Here is a 16,579-nt window from a genome sequence, read left to right on the forward strand (position 1 = left end):
AAGGACAAGCTAGAAACCAAAGCCAAAGCCCGTTCCGGTAATCGCCGAATACATAAAGTAGACGTTGATTACATTGAGGAACACGCCCGTGATGCAGCCGTTACGCAGGTAGCGCTCGCACGCAAGACGTGCCATCACAGCGGAGTCCTCATTGTTCTTTGCCTGGCGTCCCGCCGTAAAGTACGTCGCCACGCCGAGCAGCAGGTTGAGCACCGGCAGTGCCAGCAACTCGTAACTCTTGCCCCAGCGCGTCACCTCGCCGGCGGCGTTAAACTTCGTTGCCACCTCGGGGCCAATGTTGGGGATAACACACGCTGCAACCACCAGCGGGATCACCGCAAGTACGAGCAGCGCAATACCCATGTACCCAGCTTTTTTGCCGTATTTAAACATATGCGTCGCCCTTACACGTTAAAGCGGAAGTGCACGACGTCGCCATCGGCCATGACATAGTCCTTGCCCTCAATACGCAGCTTGCCGGCGGCCTTGGCGCTCTGCTCGCCGCCGAGCTCGATGTAGTCGTCGTAGCCAATAACCTCGGCCTTAATAAAGCCGCGCTCAAAGTCGGTGTGAATGACGCCGGCGGCCTGCGGGGCGGTCGCGCCCTGGCGAACCGTCCAGGCCTTGACCTCCATCTCGCCGGCCGTAAAGAACGACTGCAGACCGAGCAGCTTATAGGCCGCCTGCGCGAGCACGTCCAGGCCGGGCTGCTCCAGGCCCAGGCTCTCCAGGTAGTCGGCGGCGTCCTCGGGGTCGAGCTCGGAAAGCTCGGCCTCAATCTTGGCGCAGATGGGCAACGGCTTGACGCCATCGATGGGCGCCAGGTCCTCGTTGAGCATATCCTCGTCCACGTTGGCCACGTACAGAATGGGCTTCATAGTGAGCAGGAACAGGCCCTTGGCGGCGGCACGCTCCTCGTCGGTCATCTCCATGGACGCGGCTCGCTTGCCCTCGTTGAGCCAAGCGAGCAGGCGCTTGGCCACCTCGAACTTGGGCATGAGCTCCTTATCGCGCTTGGCCTCCTTCTCGAGCTTGGGCAGCTGCTTCTCGAGCGTGCCCATGTCGGCCAGGATGAGCTCGGTCATGATGGTGTCGGCATCGCCGGCGGGATCGACGAACTCGCCCGTGCGGCCCACCTCACGCATGACGTTGGGGTCCTTAAAGTAGCGCACGACCTCGCAGATGGCGTCGGTCTCGCGGATGTTTGCCAAGAACTGGTTGCCCAGGCCCTCGCCCTCGTTAGCGCCCTTCACCAGGCCAGCGATGTCGACAAACTCGACCGTAGCCGGCACAATGCGGCCCGGGTTGACGATGTCGGCGAGCTTTTGCAGGCGGCTATCGGGCACATCGACGATACCCACGTTAGGGTCGATCGTGGCAAACGGGTAGTTGGCGGCAAGGCCGGTCTTTTTGGTAAGCGCGGTGAACAGCGTCGACTTGCCCACGTTGGGCAGGCCCACGATACCGATGGAAAGGGACACGACAGCTCCTTTTGGTACAGGTACTTCAAACTTCATAAGTATAGCGCCGCCGCAGCATCCGGGCGAATCCGGACACCGCGGCGGCGCAAATGAAGCAGAGATGCGTGAGAGTTCTAGACAGTAGTCCTTACTTAAGCTCGGGCCAGAAATCCTTGTTGGCCTCGATGAGCTCGTCCAGGATCTGCTTAGCAACGCTTGCCGAAGGAATGGTCTTGGAGAGCGTGAGCGCCTGCCAGAGCTTCTGGTAGCTGCCCTCGACCCAAGCCTGGACAACGAGCTTCTCAACGGAAACCTGCTGCTCCATCAGGCCCTTCTGGAACTGCGGAATCGGGCCCTGGCAGATCTTCTCAAAGCCGTTGGAACCGACGATGCAAGGCACCTCGACCATGGCCGTCGGGTCGAAGTTGGGCACAGCGCCATCGTTGGGGACGATCAGCAGGAAGCGCTCGAGCGTGTTCTCGGCCAGTGCGCAGGCAAGGTCGACGATGTAGTTGGCATGTACATCCGGCTCAAAGCCGCCGTCCTTGGCAGTACCCTTGGCGATGATGTCGCGGCAAGCGCCAAAGACCTTCTTCTCGCGGCCGTCCATAACCTCATTGGCGCGAGTGTAGTTGGGGTCAGACGTCTCGACGACATAGTCCGGGTACAGGTAATACTTGAGGTAGGTATTGGGAATCGTCTCGGGATCGACAGCATAGACATCCTTGGCCTTGCCGAAGGTGTGAATCCAGCTCTCCTCGACATGCTGCTCCTTACCGGCCTCGTGCTCGATGCCGTCCAGGTAGCCGTTCTTAGCCATGTGCTCCTTAATCTGCGGCATGAGGTCGTTGCCGTCCTTGTCGTAGATCTTGCTCCACCAACCAAAGTGGTTGAGGCCGTAGTAGCTATACTGCAGCTCGCGACGATCCTTGATGCCGCACATACGGCTCATCTTATCCATAAGGTCGATCGGCATGTCGCAGATGTTGATGATGCGGCTGTTGGGGCGCAGCACGCGGCAGGCCTCGGCGACGATGGCCGCGGGGTTGGAGTAGTTGAGCATCCAGGCGTTGGGGCTGTACTTCTCCATGTAGTCGAGGATCTCGATGACGCCGCCGATGGAGCGCATGCCGTAGGCGATACCGCCGGCACCGCAGGTCTCTTGGCCAACGCAGCCGTACTTGAGAGGAATCTTCTCGTCGAGCTCACGCATGGCGTACAGGCCAACGCGGATGTGAGCAAGCACGAAGTCGGTCCCGGTGAATGCGGTCTCGGGGTCGGTGGTGTAGCTAAACTCAACCTCGGGGGCGTTCTCGTGGAAGTAGATCTCGCAGGCCTTTGCCACAATCTCCTGGCGCTCGGCGTTGTTGTCGTAGAAGGTCACCTTGTTGACCGGGAAGCGGTCACGCTCCTCAAGCAGCATCAGAGCGATGCCCGGGGTGAAGGTAGAGCCACCGCCGGCAATGGTCACGGCATAGTTTTTCTTGGACATGATGTCCTCCTCATTCTGGCCGCTTGCTCAATCCATCCCCGTACGCGGCCTGCACGGTTTGGAATTGTTACCTAGAAGTGGAGTTTTTTATCTCTGGAATCGGCCTTGCGGTGCATACTGGCTCTGCAAGGCCGATTGTTTCGATGGACGATGGTTTACAGAAGACTCTCGAACTTCAGAAGACTCTCGAACTTCTCGCGAACCTGCGGGACGGTAAGGCCGATGATGACCTGGATTGACTGACCTTGGACCACCAAGCCATGCGTACCGATCGCCTTGAAGGAAGCCTCGGGTGCAACGACGCCCTTGTCCTTGACGTTAACGCGCAGACGGGTAGCGCAGTTAGTTACATCGATGATGTTATCCGCGCCACCGAGCAGATCGAGGATGTTCTCGGCAAGCACCAAGCGCTCATCATCTTTACTCTGGGCGACCGATTTGCCAGCAGCAGCACCGCCCTGCTTTTGCTTGTAGTCGGCCTTGGACTTGAGCTCGACCTCAACATCGTCATCCTCGCGACCGGGGGTCTTAAAGTCGAACTTGACGATCAGGAAACGGAAGACCACGACCCAAAGAGCGGTAAAGCACAGACCGACAAGGATGGAGATGGCGTACTGCAGACCGTGTGCGGCCCAAAGGGGCAGCCAGTCCCACGAGAGCATCGAGATGATGCCGCCGTCGAAGATGCCCACGACGCCAAGGAGGTTTTGAGCCATGCAGCCGAGCGCTCCGAGCACGCAGTGGACGACGAACAGGCCGGGCGCGATGAACAGGAAGGTGAAGTCAAGCGGCTCGGTGATACCGCAAAGCATAGCGGTAAGGGTGACCGGGATCAGCAGAGCCTTGACGCGCTGCTTGCGCTCGGGTTTGGCGGTCATATAAAACGCAATGGCGACGCCAAGCGAGCCGAAGACCTTAGTCCAACCAGGGCAGGTATAGGCAGCCCAGGGTGCGGCATCCTTAAGAGCAATGCTCGGATCGGCAGCCAGTTGGGGCAGGATGTTGGCCCAAGCAGCAAAGATGCCGCCGTTGACCGCCGCGTTGTCGTAATAGAACGGCGTATAGATAAAGTGGTGCAGGCCTGTAGGGATCAGCACGCGCTCGAAGAAAGCAAAGACACCCACGCCAAACGTACCGGCGGAAAGGATGAATCCCTGGAAGGCGGAGATAGCAGCCTGAACATGCGGCCACACCAGGCAGGCGATAAGAGCGACCGGAACCATAACGAAGAAACCGATCATATAGATGAACACAGAGCCCGAGAACACGCCCAGCCACTCAGGAAGTTCGGTGTCGAAGAACTTGTTATGCAGCATCGTGGCGATACCAGAGATAATGAGCGCACCCATGATGCCCATATCAAGCGTTTTGATGCTTGCGATAGTGGCAAGACCAGTACCGCTGCCCGCCTCGACAGAGTAGTCGACCCCAAAGACAGGGCCCCACTGCCCCAAGATTGTGCTAACAAAGTAGTTGAAGGTAAGGTAGATGGCCAAAGCCTCCATGCAGCAGCGAGCGTTCTGCTTGTTCGCGAGCGAGATTGGCAACGCTACGCAAAACAGCAACGGCATCTGGTTAAAGAGCGTCCAACCACCCTGGAGCAGCACATTCCAGCAATCAAACCAAAGATGGCCCGCAGTGGCCATCTCGCCAAAGATCGCCTCGGTGGTAAACAACGTACCCAGGCCGACGACGATTCCGGAAAATGCGAAAAGAATTGCAGGCGTGTACATTGCACCGCCGAAACGTTGTATCTTTTGCATCATGACGGGGAATCCCCCTCTCTTCATTCGGAGCGACTGCGGTTTTGGCTTCACTCGAGACCGCAGACGCGCCGTTTGCGTGTACCTCGTGCAATTGGACGGGTGGGCCCGTGTCCCCGGCTTCTTGCGCTTCTATTTTTATCATATCACTTATCTAGACAAGTTGATACGGTTTCTATGTTCGGTCAGCGGTCGATTATTGGCCGTAAACGGTATAAGTCCAGTATTTTGCCTGCTAAATCTAACATAGCTTATGGCCGCAAATTATATTTCTTTTCAACTTGTCTAGATGTGCTTGTCTATACCTGTAGACATGCCTATACTTCATTACAATATTCACCGCCACGTTAAGGAGTCACCATGAAAAGCGCGGTCTTCTATGGAAAGCACGACCTCAGAGTCGAGGAATCGGCAAAGCCGGCCGTGGGCAAGCGCGACGTTCTGATCAACGTCAAAGCTTGCGGCGTCTGCGGCACCGACGTGCATATCTATGAAGGCGACAAGGGCGCGGCCGACGTTACCCCGCCCACGATCCTTGGTCATGAGTTTGCGGGCGTTGTCGAGGCCGTGGGCAGCGACGTCGCTGGCTTTAAACCGGGCGATCGCGTGTGCATCGACCCAAACCATCCCTGCGGCTGCTGCGAACCCTGCCGCGACGGAATCAACCACTACTGCGAGCATATGACCGGTTACGGCACCACCGTTAACGGCGGCTTTGCCGAGTACTGCTCCGTCGATATGCAGCAAGTCTACAAGTTGGGCGATCACACCAGCTTTGAGCAGGGTGCTATGACCGAGCCCGTCGCCTGCTGCCTGCACGGCATCGATATGTGCAACATCAAGCCCGGCAGCACAGTTGTCGTTATCGGCGGCGGCATGATCGGTCTGCTCATGATGCAGCTTGCTAAAAACGCCGGCGCCACCAAGGTTGTCTTGCTCGAGCCTGTCGAAGGCAAGCGCGAGGTTGCGCTCAAACTCGGCGCCGACCTGGCAATTGATTCCATCCACGAGGACGTCCCGGCCCGCCTGAAGCAGGAGGGCGTCGGCAACGTCGATGTCGTTATCGAGTGTGTTGGCAAGCCCGTCACCATCGAGCAGGCCATCCAGATCGCTGGCCACAAGGCTACGGTCATGATGTTCGGCCTCACCAAGCCCGATGAGACAATCACCGTCAAGCCCTTCGAGGTCTTCCAGAAGGAGCTTGTGCTTACCTCGTCCTACATCAACCCTTATACGCAGCGTCGCGCGCTCGAGCTCATCGACTCTGGCAGGCTCGACGTATCCTCGATGGTCGCCAAGGTGGCTTCCCTCGACGAACTCGGCGCCATCCTGTCAGACCCAGCTCTGCGTGCCATGGGTAAATATATAATCGACCCCAGCAAGTAAATCGATCGACACCTGCGCGAGCAGTCCTCATCCACCGCTCGCGCACTCAGCTCTAGGAGACCGTCATGGCGCGAGCCATCTTCCAAACCATTTATGACAACGTGAAGCAGTCGATTGACGACGGCACATACGCCTATCTAAGCTATCTGCCTTCGGAGACTGAACTCACGCAACTGTTTGGCTGTTCGCGCATGACGGTCCGTCGCGCCATCTCGATGCTTGCGGCAGATGGATACGTGCTCCCCCAGCAAGGCAAAGGCATGCGCGTCATTCGCAACATCAGTGACGAGACGAATCGTGGTGGCGGCGGACTCGAGACCTTTAAGGAAATCGCAGCTAGCCGAGGCTTTGAGCTCAAAACGGCTACCACTGTCTTTGAGCTCCTCGTCTGTAACAAGGCGCTCTCCAAGATTACCGGGTTTCCCGAAGGCTGTGAACTCACACGTGCTAAACGCATCCGTTATGCAGACGGACGAGCCGTGTGCTCCGACGACTCCTATTACCTAAGCTCACAGGTACCGGGGCTGACACCCGAGATTGTCAACGACTCGATCTATCGTTACCTCGAAGAAGGCCTTGGAATTAAGATTGCCACGGGCAAACGCGATGTAACGATTGAGCATCCCACGCCCGAGGATACACGCGTACTCGATCTCGACGACTTTAACGCACTCGCCGTTGTACGCGGGCAGACCTACAACGCCGACGGCATCCTTATGGAATACACCGAGACAAAGCAGGTTCCCAGCTTCTTTTTACTCCACGAAACGGTCACCCGCCGCAATAACGGCAGCGAGACCCATCAGAGCAGTATGAGCTAACCATCTATTAGTTGCGGTGGAATAGTTCCTAGAATGGCCAGCTTAAGGGCAAAACAGGAACTATTCCACCGCAACTTTTTTGGCCGGCGGGGCAGCACCTGTCCCACCGGCCATCATGTACGCCCTTTTAGCTAGTCCGCGAGCTTTTCCACCTGGTCGAGCATCTTGTCAAGCTTGGCCTTTGCCTCGGCCTTGACCTTCTCAGCTTCTTCGTGAGCCTTGGCCTTCTGGGCAGCCTTTTCCTCGGCTTCGGGATCGACGACGACCAGATTGGACGCGTCATGCTCAACCAACTTGAGCGCATGCTCGGGGCACACCTTGACGCAGGCTCCGCAACCTAGGCAATACGTGGACTCCAACGCAAAGCGGCCGCTTCCCACCAAATCGCAGGCGAACGTAGGGCATACATTGACGCACTCGCCGCACGACGTGCACTTGTCAAAATCGCATTCCGGCGTGCTCACCTGCATGTTCTGGGCAAGCTCGGGGTGGTTTTGCAGCGTCGAGAGCACCAACTGCCGCCCGTGCGTGAGCGAACGGCGACGCTTGGTCGTCGTGGTGCCGCACATGGTGTTGAGCGTACGCTCCAACTGAGTAATCTGATGGCGATGGGCTTTGAGCTTCTGCGTCACCGAGGCCAGCGCCGCCGTTGCCGGGTTGAGCTTGGTCACGGTAAGGCCCGTGGTGCGGGCGATCTTTTCCATGTACTCCTTGCGCTCGTACTCGCGGCGCTTATGGCACTTGAGGCTCTTGGGGTCGACCTCCAGACCCATGCCCGTGCCCGCCCACTCCTCGGCGGTAGCAATGGCCTCGCCCAGGATGTCCTCGCCACCGATGTTACGGCACTTATCGCACACGCCCAGCGGCAGGTACACGCTCACATTGGGATAATCGGCCAGCACCGAGAACCATGTCTCGGCCGTAATATCGCCCACACAGGCGACAACAACCTCGTTCTCGCGCGGCATGCGCTTAAGGGCACGCGTGCAGGTAACGTAGGCGGTCTCGTGGCTCGTAGCCGCCGAGACAATGTCGTCGTAGACGTTTTTGGGTGCAAGGCGCGGGGAGATGATCGCCTCCGTCGGGCAAGCAGCAGCGCACAGACCGCACTTGCGACAGGAATCGAGGATCTCGATGGAGTCTTCCTCGACCTCGATAGCGTTGACCGGGCACACGTCCATGCACGCGGTGCAGCCGCTCTTTTCGTTTTTGCAGGTCAGGCACGGAATGGTGTTGCCGCGCGGACGCTCCTTGTAGTCGGCAGGATTCCACTGCGGCGCCGACGGATCGAGTGCATCGGTCACACCGCCAAGCGGGTTTTTAAGAAAGTCGAAACCCTTGCTGATCTCGATAATGTCATCAAACAGATCGTGTTCCTGCGCCATGCGCGGCCCCTCCCTGAGCAGTGCAAACAAGCAAGAGATAATGATACGCCATCGGCCCACGCCTTGGGCAAATTACACGCGGTGCACCTTTGGGGCAAATAGCCTATGGCCTATCGCCGCCTCGATTGCACAAGGTCAATCAAGTGCCAAGCTATGCCTCGCACATGAGCTGCACGAGCTTTTGTTTGGTCACCTTGGCCTGTTCGTTAGCCATATTGCGCTCGTTTCTAAAGACCGCATTTGCAACACCCTGCAGATCGACATCGGAAATCTCGCCAAGACCCAGCTCCTCGAGCGTCGTCGGCAGACCAACGCGCTGGCAAAACTCGAGCACCTGATCAAGCTCGGGCGCACGCTCTAGGCGCAGCTGGACCACCAGGCCAAATGCCACGGCCTCACCGTGCATAGCCCTGCACTCGGGCAGAATCGTCAGACCGTTGGCGATGGCATGTGCCAACGCCAAGCCACCGCTCTCAAAGCCGACGCCCGAGAGCAGAATATTGCACTCGATCAGACGCTCAACCGCCGGCTATGTACGCCCCTTCTTGAGATCGCGCTTGGCAGCGACGCCGCACTCCATAAGCGTGTCATAGCAGGCACGAGCCGCAACCAAGGCCAAGTGTCCCGGCGCGCCACCGTGCTCGTTGGTGCCGTGCGCCGCGGCGCACGAACGCGCCTCGAAGTACGTTGCCAGCGCATCGCCCATGCCAGCAACCGTCATACCTGCCCTGGCGCGACAGTTCGCCCGGCCCCTGAACATACCGACCGGGACCGCCATAAACCATGGGAAGCGCCATACGAGAATCCGCCCTTTCATCAACAACAATTGGTGCAAAGCAACCTGACCCCTTTGCACCATAGCAAAAAGGGGCAAAGCCATCTGCTGGCTTTGCCCCTTCCTTAGCTTGATTTACTCATCCATGAGATAGTAGTGGCCCAGCGCGTCGGCACCCAGGATGGCGTTTGCGACCATCTCGGGCGTCACCTCAAAGGGCATGTTGCACATGGTGTCATCGGGTGCGCAGGCGGCCTCGGCAACAATCATGGCCTGCTCGCGCGTAAGCTCGGCAACGCCAAGTTCCTTCATCGTGACCGGCAGGCCAAGCTCAATGCAGAAGCCCAAGACTTCCTCGAGCTTCTCGGTCGGGGCATCCTCGAGTACCAGCTGGACGATGGTGCCAAAGGCGACCTTCTCGCCGTGATACATGCCGTGGCACTCGGGCAGCATCGTCAGGCCATTGTGGATGGCATGAGCAGCAGCAAGGCCCGAGCTCTCAAAGCCAATGCCCGAAAGCAGCGTATTGGCCTCGATGATATGCTCGACAGCAGGCGTCAGCGCACCCTTCTCCAGTGCGACCTTGGCCTTGACGCCATCGGCCATAAGCGTCTCGTAGCAGAGCTTGGCGAGCGCCAGGCCGGCCATTCCGCCCTTGCCGCCGGCGCAAGTGCCACCGTCGGCATCATGCGTCGCCTGGGCCTCAAAGTAGGTTGCGAGCGCATCGCCCATACCGGAAACCGTCAGGCGCACTGGGCTCGCCGCGATAACCGTCGTATCCATCAGGACAATGTTGGGGTTTGCCTTAAGGAAGAGATATTTATCGAACTGGCCGTCGTCGGTGTAGAGCACCGAAAGTGCCGAGCACGGTGCATCGGTCGAGGCAATGGTGGGGCAAATGATAACCGGGGACTCCAGGTAATAGGCGACGGCCTTCGCGGTGTCGAGGATCTTGCCGCCACCGACGCCGACGATGATGTCGCAACCGTTGTCGCGAGCGAGCGCAACCAGGCGATCGACCTCGCCCTTGGAGCACTCGCCGTTAAAGTCCTCAAACAGCAGCTCGGCCTTGGCCTCGGCAAAGCCGCCCTCGATCTTGGCACCGACGCGCTTCTTGCCCGAAGGCGTCACGATGACGAGGGCCTTAGCGCCGAGCGGCTCGACATAGGAGCCGAGCTTGGCGAGCTCGTCCGGACCCTGGATGTACTTGCTGGGGCTATTGAAAATTGCAGCCATAACTATCCCATTCTCTAAAAAAGAAAGGGGCTCCGTACGGATACGTGCGGAGCCCCTCGTTACGATAACAAGAGTCGATTAGAAATCGATGTCGGTGTCGTAGTAGCAGGCCTTGAGAATCTTCTCGAAGTCGGCAGCCTTGGTCTCACGCGGGTTCTCGGGCGTGCAGGCGTCCTGCTCGGCGTTCGCGGCGATCTCGGGCAGCTTGGCGAGGAACTCCTCCTCGGAAACCATCTGCGGGTTCTCGGCGTCGACCTTCACGCCACCATTCGCGTAATCCTTGATGGACTGCGGAATGTTGAGCTGGTCGTTGAGGTCGCGGATCTTCTGGACGAGCGCAGCGATGAGCTCCTCGTTGGTCTCGCCGGGAAGGTGCAGGATCTCCTTGGCCACGTAAGCGTAACGCTCGGCAGCACGGGGATCCTTGGAGTTCCACTGGATGACCTTACCCAGGTACATGGCGTTAGCGGCACCGTGGATGATGTGGCCGTTCTCGAAGGCAGCACCGGTCTTGTGAGCCATGGAGTGAACGATGCCGAGCAGGCCCGAGGAGAAGGCGATACCGGCGATGCACTGAGCCTCGTGCATGTGCTGACGGGCCTCATGGTCGCCAGCATAGGACTTGGGCAGCCACTCGACGATCTCGCGGATGCCGTGCAGAGCGTTGGCGTCGGTGAACATAGAGGCGCAGGTGGAAACGTAGGCCTCCATGCAGTGGGTCAGAGCATCCATGCCGGTGTGAGCGCACAGCTTGGCGGGCATGGTGTAGGTGAGCTCGGGGTCGACGATGGCGACATCAGGGGTGATGTTGAAGTCGGCCAGCGGGTACTTGATGCCCTTGGCGTAGTCGGTAATGACGGAGAACGCGGTGACCTCGGTAGCGGTGCCGGAGGTAGAGGAGATGGCGCAGAAATGAGCCTTCTGACGCAGCTCAGGGAAGCTGAACGGCTGGATGATGTTGTCGAAGGACTCCTCGGGATACTCGTAGAAGACCCACATGGCCTTAGCGGCATCGATGGGCGAGCCGCCACCGATGGCGATAATCCAGTCGGGCTCGAACTCGCGCATGGCCTCGGCGCCCTTCATGACCGTCTCGATGGACGGGTCGGACTCGACGCCCTCGAACAGCTTGACCTCGAAGCCGCCTTCCTTAAGGTCGTTCTCGACGTCCTGCAGGAACCCGCCGCGGCGCATAGAGCTGCCGCCAGAAACGATGATGGCCTTCTTGCCCTTGAGGTTCTTCACCTCGTGGCGAGCGCCCTCACCAAAGTACAGATCGCGAGGATTGGTAAAACGTCCCATACTGTGCCTCCTAAACAAGCCCCTCTTAGACTTGCGTATATAACGGAGCACCCAATTGGCTCCGTTAGGACCGGTTTGCGCGTTGCCGGCGATGACAATGCGCGATGTCTAAACGTCTCAACGCTCAGACAAACACTATTTTACCGTTCTGGTTGGTCAGTTATTCACCTAAAGCCGCCAATGATGAAACGTTTTTTCTATCCCTGAAGACCCTTGTGCGGCATTCATACTCCCAAGCTGGGCAAACGTTTTATCAAGGTTGACTACATATCCCGGGCAGGACTGTGCCCCTCCAAAATATGCACCGTTCGCCGCCAAAAATCGACCGTTTGCGGCACCGTGATACCACTCGGCCGTCCATGGTGCCGACATTTGTGCGACATCCGACTTCGTGGTGCAAAGGTGCAAGTCCAAGTGCAGCACCCCCGGTGTGCCACATGCGGGTAAACTAGAACCTTATATAGAAACATCTGAACCCTAACCGCAGCAAAGGAGGCCCCATGGCATTCGATCCCATTCAAGAGGATTGCCATCGCCTCGTTCTTGAGGCCTTGCGCCGCGACAATATCCCGCTCACCGACGGTGCCGCCGTAGAGCGTCTGATGGAGCAATTCACCCGCAACCCCGCACCGCTCATCGTGCACGACCGCGACCGCGCCGGGCATCTGATTGCCAAGGTAGTCGAGGCCGTCGACTACCGCATTCCCTTTATCCCTGACGATGCCCAGGCAGAGCAGGAAGAGGCAGCTGCCGAGAACATGCTCCGCGAGGCGGCCACACTCGATCCGGCCAACTGGGATGCCCAGCGCATGCTGACGGCACTCACCGCCGAATCCAACGAGGAATACGTGCAGTATCTGGTGTCCAAGTGCGACGAGGTGGAGCACGATCTGGCGCTCAAGATCGCCTCGGCGCAGGACCCCTACGAGCGCGAGGCCGCAGGCGACCTTATGCGCCGCCCCTACCTGCGCTGGCTTGCCGCCTTGGCATCACGCGCCCTCATTAGCGGACGCTACCGCATGTCGCTCGAAGCCGCAAATCGCAGCTTGGACTTTGCCCCCAACGATCCCGCTGGTGTCCGGCACACCGCGATGCTCGCCATGGCGAAGCTCGAATACCCTGCCGAGGAGCTCAAGCGCTTTCGCTCCGCACACTCCGTGCCGTACCTCGCGAATACCCCACTGCGCCGCCGCCCCAAAGATGCGGAGCGTGACTTGGACCCGTGGACGCTCATCGCGCTGATGAGCGCTGCCTGGCGCGAGCTGGACTACGAGGGCGCCGAGCACTACTTGCGCATCCTTGCGCGCTCGTGTCCGCACGCAGCCGAGGCACTCTACTTCCAAACCGAGTTTCCCGATGGCGTCTATGCCCGCGTCAACGTAGGCGTGGGCTCGACCGACGAGCTTGTCCTTGCGCTGTCCGAGGCGACGCCGGTACTGCAGGAGGGCCTGGGCGCCCCCGACAACGCCAGTTTTGCCGCCTGGGTCGCCACCAACGATATCGTGCGTTCCCAAATCGATGAGCGCATACTGCGGGCGGCCGAGCAGGGTTTGCCGTTTAAGGGAGGAGACCTCTAATGGATCCGAGCGTCTACATCCCCGCCTACCTGGAGCGCACCTATCTGGCGTCGCACCCCGAGCTCACCGATGCAGCACGCGAGCTTGTCCATAACGACGTGAACGTCAACCCTCATAAGTATGCGCAGTCCGAGCATGCCCAGGCGCTGCTGTACTATGCCGGTGTTCATCGCCACCTGCTCGACGAGCTCCATCGCATCGAGGACATGGGCAGCGACGAGGAGTTTGAGCAAACGCGCAACCGCCTGTTCGACGATATGCGCGATGAGCTGCTCAAGATCGTCCGCGTCGATGCGTATGTCCTCGATGCCCAGCTGCTCGCCATCATTTTGGCGGACACGCCCGTCGACGCCTGCCTAGGCGACCTGATGAAGCTCGAAGCGACCACGGCCGATTACCTGCAGCAAAGCGTGCCCGGGTTCGACATGGAAGCCCCGCACTACTGGGCCAATAATGTTTTGACCGACGGTGTCACCGCAGCAGACCTTACCGTGAGCGAGCCGGCTCTTATCGGGTGGCTCCACACGCTCGAGGCCATCTCGCAGCTGTGCATGGCGAGCGCCCGCTACCGCGCTGCTGCCAACTACGCCCGCCGCGTCCTTAAGGCGGAAGGCTACCCCACCCGAGCCACAGGCACCGTGTTGCTCGCCCTCGCTCGCCTGGAAGACCAGGACGGCTTTTTTGCCCTGGCCCACCAGCTCGAGGAGCAGATGGGGGCCGACGCCCTCGAGAACTCCCCCTGGTACCTACTCGCCCGCACGATCTTGCTGTTCAAAACGAACAAGATGCGCCCGGCGACACGCGCGCTGCGCGAGTTTGCCAACCGCTGCGAGGGCGGCGCGTTCTTTTTGCTGAACCCCATGTATCAGACGCCGTACCTTCCCTGCCGGCCCGAACCGCACGACCCCTGGGACCTTTCGCATCAGGCAGTTTGGGAGGCCGACGGTATCATCTCGGATACTCCCGACTTTGCCCCCTGGGCCAACGCTTGCGAAGACGTATCGCAGCTTGCCCAGGAATTTGCGCGCCGTTACGGCTTTTAACGGCGCAAACGCCACGACCATGTCATTCACGTTAGGAACGGCTTCATGAACTTCCGCTCATCTCTCGCCTGTACCTCGAGCGATATCGCCCGCTGGGGTCTGCGCTCCGTCCTTAAGCGCCAGGGTGGCGTACTCCCCGGCCGCATCGCCATGAAGATCGACCCCGAGCTGCTAAGCGACCTCGCGGGCCTTGTCGACCGCAGCGTGGTGATCACCGGCACCAACGGCAAGACCACCACCTCCAACCTCATCGCCGATGCCGTTGCCGCCAGCGGCGCTACCGTGGTATGCAACCGCGCTGGCAACAACATGGAGCCGGGCGTAGTAGGTGCCCTGCTCGAAGCCCGCAGCAATCTTAAGCGTGCCGGCAACGGCAAGCGCGTAGGCGTCTTTGAGTGCGACGAGCTCTACACGGTGCGCGTCCTGCCCAAGCTCAAGCCGACGTACTTTGTGCTGCTCAACCTGTTCCGCGACCAGCTGGACCGCTACGGCGAGATCGACCACACCCAGGACGTCATCGCCCACGCGTTGGAGCTTTCGCCGGCAACGACGCTCATCTATAACGCCGACGATCCGCTGTGCGCCTCGATCGCCGCGCGCGTCCCCAATACGAGCATCGCCTTTGGCATCGACGGCGCCACGGGCACCGAGTCCGATCGCATTAGCGACTCGCGTTTTTGCTCGCAGTGCAACGCGCCGCTGGAGTACGACTATGTGCAGTACGGCCAGCTCGGAGCCTATCATTGTCCTTCGTGCGGTTGGGGTCGTCCCGCGCTGGTCCGTCGCGTAACGGACGTTGAGCTCACCTGCGACGGCTACGGCTTTGACCTGAACTTTAGCCCCGATACCAACACGCCCGCCACGCACATCACCACGCGCTACAACGGCCTGTACATGGTCTATAACGTTGCCGCCGCCTTCTTTGCGGCGCGCGAGCTGGGCGTGGACGCAGCTCACCTACAGCCCACGCTCGATGCCTACGTCCCCGCCGGCGGACGCATGGGTCGCTGGGAGATCGCCGGCCGTACCGTCGAGGCAAACCTGGCCAAGAATCCCGTGGGCTTCGATCGACAGATCCAGTCCATTAAGACGGCGGGCGGCAGACTCTGTGCCTTCTTCCTGAACGACAACGACGCCGACGGCCACGATGTCTCGTGGATCTACGACGTCGACTTCGAGCGCATCGCCGATACCCCAGGGCTTGTCGCCTTTGCCGGCGGCACGCGTGCACACGATATGCAGGTACGTCTGAAGTACGCCGGCATCGACGCCGCCATCATCTCGAATATCGAGCAGGCGATCGGCGCCGTGGCAGACGAGATCGCCGATGACACCTTCTACGCCGTCGCCAACTACACGGCCTTCCCGCCGCTGGTCAAGGAACTCGACGAGCTTAAGGGCACCGATGCGAGCTCGGTTGCCTCCCACGCCGCAACGCGCGCCGATGGCAGCGCTGTCCCCACCGATATTGCGCCGGTCGAGCTCTCGCGCCCCCTGCGCATCGTCTACCTGTATCCCGATGCCCTCAACCTCTATGGCGACGGCGGCAACGTCATTGCCCTCGAGCGCCGCTGCGCCTGGCGTGGCATCCCCGTTCGCGTGGACGAGGTCCGCATGGGCGAGTCGCTCGATCTCACCGACGCCGACATCGTCATGATGGGTGGTGGCTCCGACCGCGACCAGTTGGCTGTGGCACATGAATTGCTCGCTCAAAAAGACAAGGTCGCATCCTATGTTGAGGACGGCGGCTCGCTGCTCGCAATCTGCGGCAGCTATCAGCTGCTCGGCCGTTCGTACTATACGGACGAAAATCGCATCGAGGGCCTGGGCGTCGTTGCCGCCGAAACCGTGCGCGGCTCCGACCGTCTGATCGGCAACGTCGCCGTCAAAACCGACCTGGCACCCGAGCCCTTTGTGGGATTCGAGAACCACGGCGGCCGCACCCTGCTCGATGCTGAGGCCACGCCGCTCGGAACGTCCGTCGTCACGGGTACCGGCAACAACGGCGACGATGGCTTTGAGGGCCTCATCTACAAGGGCGTCATCGGCACGTACCTACACGGACCGGCACTGCCCAAGAACCCCGAGCTCGCCGACCGGCTCATCGCCCACGCCCTCGAGCGCCGTGGCGACGCACAGGCCAACGCTCTGCTGCCGCTCAAGTCCCTCGACGACACCTACGAGCACGCCGCCCACGACGCCGCCATGAAGCTCCTCCCCTAACGCCCCAACCGCCACAAAGGGGACAGGCACCTTTGTGGTGGGTTGATTTCCGATCCCAACCGAACACATTGAGCTGACGGCACGCTCCCGCAGTTAACCGAACGCCCCCGAGGTCC

The 16,579-nt window shown here is 59.9% G+C and carries 14 protein-coding genes; 5 read left to right on the forward strand and 9 right to left on the reverse strand.

From position 1 onward, the window contains the following. Positions 1 to 9 precede the first annotated feature (9 nt). The 4 genes from ABCN01_RS02040 to ABCN01_RS02055 all read right to left on the reverse strand — a co-directional run bounded on the left by ABCN01_RS02040 (position 10) and on the right by ABCN01_RS02055 (position 4,742). A complete protein-coding gene (locus ABCN01_RS02040) occupies positions 10 to 393 on the reverse strand; it encodes a DUF1648 domain-containing protein (RefSeq protein WP_343014167.1) in 384 nt (127 codons plus the stop codon). 11 nt (positions 394 to 404) lie between these two features. After that, the gene (ychF, locus tag ABCN01_RS02045) at positions 405 to 1,481 is read right to left on the reverse strand and encodes a redox-regulated ATPase YchF (protein WP_342995726.1); all 1,077 of its coding nucleotides are present in this window, start codon (positions 1,479 to 1,481) and stop codon (positions 405 to 407) included. Between the two features lie 127 nt (positions 1,482 to 1,608). Then, a complete protein-coding gene (locus ABCN01_RS02050) occupies positions 1,609 to 2,952 on the reverse strand; it encodes a 6-phospho-alpha-glucosidase (protein WP_195520637.1) in 1,344 nt (447 codons plus the stop codon). 155 nt (positions 2,953 to 3,107) lie between these two features. Next, complete coding sequence (locus ABCN01_RS02055; protein WP_342995729.1) at positions 3,108 to 4,742, reverse strand: alpha-glucoside-specific PTS transporter subunit IIBC; 1,635 nt, start codon at positions 4,740 to 4,742, stop codon at positions 3,108 to 3,110. A gap of 333 nt (positions 4,743 to 5,075) precedes the next feature. Between ABCN01_RS02055 and ABCN01_RS02060 the strand changes: the two genes are divergently transcribed. Continuing rightward, complete coding sequence (locus ABCN01_RS02060; protein WP_342995730.1) at positions 5,076 to 6,101, forward strand: zinc-dependent alcohol dehydrogenase family protein; 1,026 nt, start codon at positions 5,076 to 5,078, stop codon at positions 6,099 to 6,101. A gap of 65 nt (positions 6,102 to 6,166) precedes the next feature. Further along, positions 6,167 to 6,922 carry a UTRA domain-containing protein gene (locus tag ABCN01_RS02065; RefSeq protein ID WP_342995731.1) on the forward strand — a complete coding sequence of 252 codons (756 nt, stop codon included), beginning with the start codon at positions 6,167 to 6,169 and terminating at the stop codon, positions 6,920 to 6,922. A gap of 131 nt (positions 6,923 to 7,053) precedes the next feature. On the opposite strand, the gene ABCN01_RS02070 is transcribed toward ABCN01_RS02065, so the two are convergent. The 5 genes from ABCN01_RS02070 to ABCN01_RS02090 all read right to left on the reverse strand — a co-directional run bounded on the left by ABCN01_RS02070 (position 7,054) and on the right by ABCN01_RS02090 (position 11,620). Then, positions 7,054 to 8,307 carry a 4Fe-4S binding protein gene (locus ABCN01_RS02070; protein ID WP_342995732.1) on the reverse strand — a complete coding sequence of 418 codons (1,254 nt, stop codon included), beginning with the start codon at positions 8,305 to 8,307 and terminating at the stop codon, positions 7,054 to 7,056. Between the two features lie 151 nt (positions 8,308 to 8,458). Next, positions 8,459 to 8,770, reverse strand: a complete 312-nt coding sequence (locus ABCN01_RS02075; RefSeq protein WP_425458805.1) for a dehydroquinate synthase/iron-containing alcohol dehydrogenase family protein — start codon at positions 8,768 to 8,770, stop codon at positions 8,459 to 8,461. Between the two features lie 66 nt (positions 8,771 to 8,836). Beyond that, positions 8,837 to 9,028 (reverse strand): hypothetical protein, encoded by a 192-nt coding sequence (locus tag ABCN01_RS02080; protein ID WP_342995733.1) that lies wholly within the window; start codon positions 9,026 to 9,028, stop codon positions 8,837 to 8,839. Positions 9,029 to 9,217: 189 nt separating this feature from the next. Further along, positions 9,218 to 10,318 carry a glycerol dehydrogenase gene (locus tag ABCN01_RS02085; RefSeq protein ID WP_117563611.1) on the reverse strand — a complete coding sequence of 367 codons (1,101 nt, stop codon included), beginning with the start codon at positions 10,316 to 10,318 and terminating at the stop codon, positions 9,218 to 9,220. A gap of 78 nt (positions 10,319 to 10,396) precedes the next feature. Continuing rightward, complete coding sequence (locus ABCN01_RS02090) at positions 10,397 to 11,620, reverse strand: iron-containing alcohol dehydrogenase (RefSeq protein ID WP_006234677.1); 1,224 nt, start codon at positions 11,618 to 11,620, stop codon at positions 10,397 to 10,399. A gap of 500 nt (positions 11,621 to 12,120) precedes the next feature. Here ABCN01_RS02090 and ABCN01_RS02095 point away from each other — a divergent pair, with 500 nt between their 5' ends. Genes ABCN01_RS02095 through ABCN01_RS02105 form a run of 3 tightly spaced genes read left to right on the forward strand, consistent with a single transcriptional unit; the run spans position 12,121 to position 16,463 of the window. Further along, complete coding sequence (locus ABCN01_RS02095) at positions 12,121 to 13,197, forward strand: tetratricopeptide repeat protein (protein ID WP_342995735.1); 1,077 nt, start codon at positions 12,121 to 12,123, stop codon at positions 13,195 to 13,197. Next, complete coding sequence (locus ABCN01_RS02100) at positions 13,197 to 14,240, forward strand: hypothetical protein (protein ID WP_342995736.1); 1,044 nt, start codon at positions 13,197 to 13,199, stop codon at positions 14,238 to 14,240. Before ABCN01_RS02095 ends, ABCN01_RS02100 begins: the two co-directional genes overlap by 1 nt. 45 nt (positions 14,241 to 14,285) lie before the next feature. Further along, positions 14,286 to 16,463, forward strand: a complete 2,178-nt coding sequence (locus ABCN01_RS02105) for a MurT ligase domain-containing protein (RefSeq protein WP_342995737.1) — start codon at positions 14,286 to 14,288, stop codon at positions 16,461 to 16,463. Positions 16,464 to 16,579: the final 116 nt, after the last annotated feature.

Origin of the sequence: Collinsella aerofaciens, from assembly GCF_039062365.1 — a bacterium.
GTDB lineage: Bacteria > Actinomycetota > Coriobacteriia > Coriobacteriales > Coriobacteriaceae > Collinsella.

What these genes read in the sequence shown, in the direction of transcription:
- ABCN01_RS02040 (WP_343014167.1), bottom strand. Translation starts at nt 393, where the DNA reads ATGTTTAAATACGGCAAAAAAGCTGGGTACATGGGTATTGCGCTGCTC.
- ABCN01_RS02050 (WP_195520637.1), bottom strand. Translation starts at nt 2,952, where the DNA reads ATGTCCAAGAAAAACTATGCCGTGACCATTGCCGGCGGTGGCTCTACC.
- ABCN01_RS02055 (WP_342995729.1), bottom strand. Translation starts at nt 4,742, where the DNA reads ATGAAGAGAGGGGGATTCCCCGTCATGATGCAAAAGATACAACGTTTC.
- ABCN01_RS02060 (WP_342995730.1), top strand. Translation starts at nt 5,076, where the DNA reads ATGAAAAGCGCGGTCTTCTATGGAAAGCACGACCTCAGAGTCGAGGAA.
- ABCN01_RS02065 (WP_342995731.1), top strand. Translation starts at nt 6,167, where the DNA reads ATGGCGCGAGCCATCTTCCAAACCATTTATGACAACGTGAAGCAGTCG.
- ABCN01_RS02070 (WP_342995732.1), bottom strand. Translation starts at nt 8,307, where the DNA reads ATGGCGCAGGAACACGATCTGTTTGATGACATTATCGAGATCAGCAAG.
- ABCN01_RS02080 (WP_342995733.1), bottom strand. Translation starts at nt 9,028, where the DNA reads ATGACGGTTGCTGGCATGGGCGATGCGCTGGCAACGTACTTCGAGGCG.
- ABCN01_RS02085 (WP_117563611.1), bottom strand. Translation starts at nt 10,318, where the DNA reads ATGGCTGCAATTTTCAATAGCCCCAGCAAGTACATCCAGGGTCCGGAC.
- ABCN01_RS02090 (WP_006234677.1), bottom strand. Translation starts at nt 11,620, where the DNA reads ATGGGACGTTTTACCAATCCTCGCGATCTGTACTTTGGTGAGGGCGCT.
- ABCN01_RS02095 (WP_342995735.1), top strand. Translation starts at nt 12,121, where the DNA reads ATGGCATTCGATCCCATTCAAGAGGATTGCCATCGCCTCGTTCTTGAG.
- ABCN01_RS02100 (WP_342995736.1), top strand. Translation starts at nt 13,197, where the DNA reads ATGGATCCGAGCGTCTACATCCCCGCCTACCTGGAGCGCACCTATCTG.
- ABCN01_RS02105 (WP_342995737.1), top strand. Translation starts at nt 14,286, where the DNA reads ATGAACTTCCGCTCATCTCTCGCCTGTACCTCGAGCGATATCGCCCGC.